This window comes from Methylobacterium sp., from assembly GCF_028290105.1.
In the GTDB taxonomy this organism is placed as follows: domain Bacteria; phylum Pseudomonadota; class Alphaproteobacteria; order Rhizobiales; family Beijerinckiaceae; genus Methylobacterium.
This window is the reverse complement of sequence record NZ_JAQGKL010000298.1, coordinates 1-5,174: the sequence shown is the minus strand read 5'-3', so window position 1 is coordinate 5,174 and position 5,174 is coordinate 1. Positions and strand designations below refer to the sequence as shown.

The 5,174-nt window shown below is 65.4% G+C and carries 6 protein-coding genes; 4 read left to right on the top strand and 2 right to left on the bottom strand.

From position 1 onward, the window contains the following. The coding region (locus JWQ05_RS19890) for a hypothetical protein (protein WP_299662374.1) at positions 1-392 on the top strand (392 nt) is incomplete at its 5' end. A 227-nt stretch (positions 393-619) separates the two neighbouring features. Continuing rightward, entirely contained in the window at positions 620-898 is a 279-nt protein-coding gene (locus tag JWQ05_RS19885; RefSeq protein ID WP_299662371.1) for a hypothetical protein, read from the top strand. A gap of 98 nt (positions 899-996) precedes the next feature. On the opposite strand, the gene JWQ05_RS19880 is transcribed toward JWQ05_RS19885, so the two are convergent. After that, on the bottom strand, positions 997-1,176 hold the full coding sequence (locus JWQ05_RS19880; RefSeq protein WP_299662368.1) for a hypothetical protein: 180 nt from the start codon (positions 1,174-1,176) through the stop codon (positions 997-999). Between the two features lie 394 nt (positions 1,177-1,570). On the opposite strand from JWQ05_RS19880, the gene JWQ05_RS19875 reads away from it, so the two are divergent. Beyond that, entirely contained in the window at positions 1,571-1,750 is a 180-nt protein-coding gene (locus JWQ05_RS19875) for a hypothetical protein (protein WP_299662365.1), read from the top strand. Positions 1,751-1,956: 206 nt separating this feature from the next. Further along, positions 1,957-2,223 carry a hypothetical protein gene (locus tag JWQ05_RS19870; protein ID WP_299662362.1) on the top strand — a complete coding sequence of 89 codons (267 nt, stop codon included), beginning with the start codon at positions 1,957-1,959 and terminating at the stop codon, positions 2,221-2,223. A gap of 242 nt (positions 2,224-2,465) precedes the next feature. On the opposite strand, the gene JWQ05_RS19865 is transcribed toward JWQ05_RS19870, so the two are convergent. Further along, a complete protein-coding gene (locus tag JWQ05_RS19865) occupies positions 2,466-4,730 on the bottom strand; it encodes a fused MFS/spermidine synthase (RefSeq protein ID WP_299662359.1) in 2,265 nt (754 codons plus the stop codon). Between the last annotated feature and the right edge of the window lie 444 nt (positions 4,731-5,174).

Genomic DNA, 5,174 nt, shown 5'->3' with positions numbered 1-5,174 from the left:
CAGACGCCAGCGGGCTCGCCGGGAGTTCGCCCTTCTACCGACCGCGCAGGAAGAAGAACCAGACCAAGAGGATGATCGGGATCGGAATCCCGATGAGCCACAGCAAGCCACCTGTCAGCATGACGATCTCTCCTCCAAACGAGGCAAGCAACCTCGCGGCGAGAAGATCCGTTCCCAAGCATGCTGAAGAAGTCGGAGCCATTGGCGCAACGGGTGCCCAGGCACGGGGTTTTGGCCATAGCGGACACCGTGATGGCGTCTACGAGCGCCGTTCCGATCTTGATCGCGACTGCGGTTGGCCTGACCTTTCGACAGGCATGGTTGTCGGGCCTGGTATTGCGGGCGTTGAGGCAAGGGCCTCTGCCGCTTATGATCGCAACGGACCAGATTAACACGGGCGCGGATCCGAGATCTCTTTCATCGATCGCGTTCAAAGGCTCTGCCATGAGCGCCACGGCGGGGCCTTTTTGTTTCGTTCCTCGATTTTCCGGGCTCGTCCCGGCCGTGCTCTGACGGCAACACCATCGGGGTGATGCCCTTCGACACGGATAAGCTGCCACACTTCGTACAAAGAACCCCTGCACGCCGTGTTTATCGAAGTCTGAGCGGGACAGTCGTCATGAGCAAGCAGGGGCAGCCGACCAGTGCCGAGGTCATTTCCTTCCCGCCCCGTGTGGCGTTGACCACTCCAGATGCAGATATCGCCTCGATGATCGAGGTGCTTCAGGATCAACTCGCCATGGCGCGCGAGGGTAAGCTGCGCTCGGTGGCCGTCGTATCCGTATCCGCGGACGGTGAGGCGATCGGCACGCAATGGTCATGCAAGGGCGCCGACGTCACCGGCTTGATCGGGAAGCTGACGGTGCTGACCCACGATCTGATGGCGGCTCGCAAGTAGCCGTCCCGACTGGAGCGCTCCCGGTAGCCCTGATCGACCACCTGAACACGAAGGTCTCGTTGGCGGGTAGGCCTCAGTCGCGGAGTGTCGCGATTTGGTCACGCGCTCGCGGCAGCCAGGAAGAAACCGAGGCTCGCCATCAAGAGAGCGCCCGACAGGCAGCCAAACGCAACGGCACCGGCGCCGTCGTCAAGGGCGCGCAGGTGCGCGAGCTCCGCGAACATGGCCGCCCAATAGACCGTGCAGAGGCTGACGACCGACGCGAACGAGGCTGACATGATTGCGAAAATCTCGTCTGTCCAGGGGCCTCGATAGGCCTGCCTTCAGAACCCTCCTGCGCCGCTGTCGTTTCCCTGCTCAGGCCCCGAAGATCGCCTTCACCCCTCCGCCGCCGAGCCGACGCGGGTCGTCCATGGGCCTACGCGCCTCCGTCTCGTCGGGGCGCCAGGACCCTCCACCTGATCGATCATCTGCGAGGATCGTGCGTGTCCTGCCGGGGACCCTGGTGGAAGACCTTCGCCCGCCCGGCCGATGCCGGAGCGGGTTTTTCTCGGATCCCTGAAACCTTCGGCCCGCCTCGTCCGTACCGCGCCCCGACCGCGCGATTTCAGCGGAGGGAGATGCTGATTGTCGGATAGAACACAGGGCGCCAACGAGAACGAGCCTCACCCGATGCGGTCCTATCGTGCCATCACGCGGCACAGGGATGGCCGCATCATCCACGTGCGCGACTTCCAGGCGGTCAGCGACGCGGAGGCGATCCGGATCGTCACCCTGAGGGGGAGCGATATGCGGATGGATCTCTGGAGCGATCACGGACTCGTCCAGCGCTTCGGAGACTGCGCACGGTAGCCGGGGCGATCCGGCGGCGGTCGGGTTCGAACCAACTCCAAGCAAGAGATTTCGCGCTTGCCGCCCGGAGCAATCCGAGGCGGCCCTTTCGTTCTGGCAGCCTGGGGGTGCGACACAGGTCACTCGAACCTCTTGGGGCTCGGCGGGCTTATCGTAGCCTGTATGGCCGGCAGAGACTCCACACCGGCTCAAGTGAAAGTGTTCTCGTGAAAAAACTTCTTCTTGCCGGCGTCGCGTTGTTCGCGGTGGCGCCTGCTCTCGCTCAGGATTATGCCCCCCGCCAGCCTGAGACGACCGGATCGATTACGCAGGTTCAGCCGAACACGACAGGCAATGACCTCGACGTCGTGACGTCCTATGGCGCGACAGGGGCAGACACAGTGAATTCCGACTCGGCGGCAGGCGGCAATGCCGGCAAACCCGAACAGGCCTTCCCGAACGGCAGTGCGGGCGGCGGCGGCAGCGGCCAGTAAAACCGACACGCGCCGCGGCTCAGAACGGCTGAGCCGTCCTTTGGGCACAGCAAAGGTGGTCGCGGCGCAGGCCGGAGTATGCAATCCAGCGTGACGAGGCTCCGATATTTCTCGCCCCCGGATTACGGGGCCTCAACGATCCTTTCCCACCCGCTTGCACGGACCGGGTTTCGCCGAGGCCCTGATGGGACGAGTCGAAGCAACAATGCAGGGGAACGGCTCGATCCAGGGTCTCAGGGACCTTATCGCCTCACCTTGTCGACCATGGCTTCGATGATGTTGCTGAAGTCGTCGCTCCAGGGCGTGCGTCGGTGGTCAGGAATGACTTTTTCCCAACCGCCGCGCTGACGCAGAGCGTCCAGATCACCGTCCTTGCGAGCCATCGCGACGACAGTGCTGGGAGCGATCAAGTTACTCTCGGAAAACGTCCTGCCCGAGTCGTCCCGGACATACGTGACCAATCCACTGTCGGCGGCCGCGCGCGCAAGAATGTGTCGCAGTTCGAGGTGGCGATTGGAGATATGGACGACGAGCAACCCATCCGATTCGAGTTTCGAGACATAGAGGCCGAGCGCCTCGCGGGTCAGGAGATGGCTCGGGATCGCGTCGGACGAGAACGCATCGACCACGATCAGGGCATTGGCTCCGGTCTGTTCAGCGAGAGTCAACCGGGCATCGCCGACGACGATCCGGGCCCCCGGAGCGCAGGCACCGAGGAAGCGGAACAGGTGCGGGTCGCTCGCGATGCGGACGACCTCGGGGTCGATCTCCAGAAAGGTCCAAGCCTCGCCGGGTCCCGCATGGCAAGCGAGGCTGCCTGCCCCCAGCCCGACGACCGTGACCCCACCCAACGTACCCCCGTGCCGGGCTCGCGATGCCGCAATGGCGGCGCCCATCGCACCGTCCATCCCGTAATAGGTCACCGGCTCCGGTCTGCCGGTGAACGGGGTTCCATCGTCGAAGGTCACCCGCATGGCACCGTGCAGGGTCGTGCCATGGCTAAGCAGGCGAAAGCGGCCGTCCTTCGACAGGGCCAGCTTGTGGATGCCGAAGAACGAGCGGAACGCCGTGGTTTCGGACACCGACCTTTGAAGATGGACGGTGCTCACCGCGAGGGTGAGGCCCGCAAGGGTAACCACCAGCGGCTTGCGCCATTGGGCGATCATCAGGGCGAGCAGCGCCAGCAGGCTGAAGACGATCGCCGAGGCCGGCAGGATCGAGAAGGTCACGACGAACCCGGCCGCCAGAATCGTGGCCAGCAACACGATCCGGCGCCAGCCGTCCCGCAGCCGCGACAATGCCGCCAGATCCGGCCTGCAGGCGAGCGCAGCGACGAGGAGGATCGGGTATTCCAGCACAGTCGAGAAGAGGCGCGGGGCGAGGAGCGCGCAGAAGATGCCGCCCAGCATGCCCCCGAACGACAGGCAGAGGTAGAACTCCGTCAGCCGTCCGGCCCCCGGGCGTCTCTGATAGAGCGCCCCATGACAGATCATGGCGTTGACGAAGAACAGGCCGAGATGGAGGGCCAGCCCGACGAACAGGGGTGCGGCAGCGATCGTCGGAAACAACGCCGCAGTGGTCCCGAGGATCTGCAGGCCGGACAGCACGGGTTGGGACGGAACCATCCGCTCGCGGAACGCCAGGACGAAGGTCAGCAGGAACAGGGCGAGGGGCACCACCCAAAGGAGGGGCGCCGCCGCGACATCGGTGGAGATGTGCGCCGTCACCGAGACGAGAAGTCCGGAGGGCACGAAGGCGCGTGCCACCCAGCCGAAGCGTTCCCGCCACAGCGCCGCTGTGCTCGACGTCACGGTCGCGGCCCGGTATGCCGGCACGGCTCGATCCCGGCGTGCCGCCCTGCGAGATGCGATCGTGGCGCAGAGGGCGATGAGCGCCGCCAAGCCCGCAAAGCCGAACGTCCAGGCCCGGCTCTGCTCCTGCAACGGAAGGAAGGGTTCGACCACGAGCGGGTAGGCGATCAGGGCCAGGAACGAGCCGATATTCGACGCGCCGTAGAGGAAGTAGGGATCGCCGGCCTGCGGATGGTCCGACCGGGCGAACCAGGCCTGCAGGAGGGGGCCATTGGCCGAAAGCGCGAAGAACGGCAATCCCACGGAGGTTATGAACAGCCCCAGGAGCCAGACGGCCTCCCCGTCGGCCGGCGGCTTCCCCCACCCGGCGGCCAATTGAATGGGAAGTGCCGCGAGCGCGCCGACCATCACGAGAAGATGGAGCGCGGCGGCGATCCGCAGGGGCAGATACCGGACGAGGGCGTGGGCGTAGGCGTATCCCAGGAGCAGGAGCGTCTGGAACACCACCATCGCCACGGACCAGACCGACGGTGAGCCACCGAGGACGGGCAGCACCATCTTGGTGAACATCGGCTGGATGCCAAACAGCAGCAGGGCCGAGAGGAAGATCGTCGCGGTGTAGAGGCTCAGGAGCGCGCTCAAGCGGGACGATCGGCCGGATCGGGCGGGCTCGGCCTCAACCGTCAGCGTCGTCATCGGCCAAACCTGCTCCGTCTTGCCTCCTCCGCGTACCGAGCCGCCGTTAAATTCCGGTGTCGTGGTCGCCAGAAAATCAGCGGTGAGAGACCCGCATCCTCGATCGGCGGCCGGAGGCAACCGGTCACGCGATCACGAGGACGGGTGTCTCGTGAGGTTGCCGCCCCCTACCCCGCCGCCGCGGCGCTCGCGCGCCTCTAGCCGAATCAGCGACGCGCCACGGCCGCCGCTTTCGAGAACCGGTCTCGACACGACGACGCCCCGAGGATTTCTCCTCGGGGCGCGGGGTGACCGAAACAACCAGATGATCGGGCTGCGGACGCTCAGGTCAGACCTGTCGCTCCTTTCGGCCTAGTAGGAGCCGAACTTGTAGTTCACGCCGGCGCGGACGACGACGAACTCGTCGGAGCGACGGTTGGCGTTGTAGCCGGAGGTGGCGACCGC

Excerpts from the sequence above, each read along its gene's own strand:
- JWQ05_RS19875 (WP_299662365.1), top strand. The coding sequence starts at position 1,571 with ATGCGGTCCTATCGTGCCATCACGCGGCACAGGGATGGCCGCATCATC.
- JWQ05_RS19880 (WP_299662368.1), bottom strand. The coding sequence starts at position 1,176 with ATGTCAGCCTCGTTCGCGTCGGTCGTCAGCCTCTGCACGGTCTATTGG.
- JWQ05_RS19865 (WP_299662359.1), bottom strand. The coding sequence starts at position 4,730 with ATGACGACGCTGACGGTTGAGGCCGAGCCCGCCCGATCCGGCCGATCG.
- JWQ05_RS19885 (WP_299662371.1), top strand. The coding sequence starts at position 620 with ATGAGCAAGCAGGGGCAGCCGACCAGTGCCGAGGTCATTTCCTTCCCG.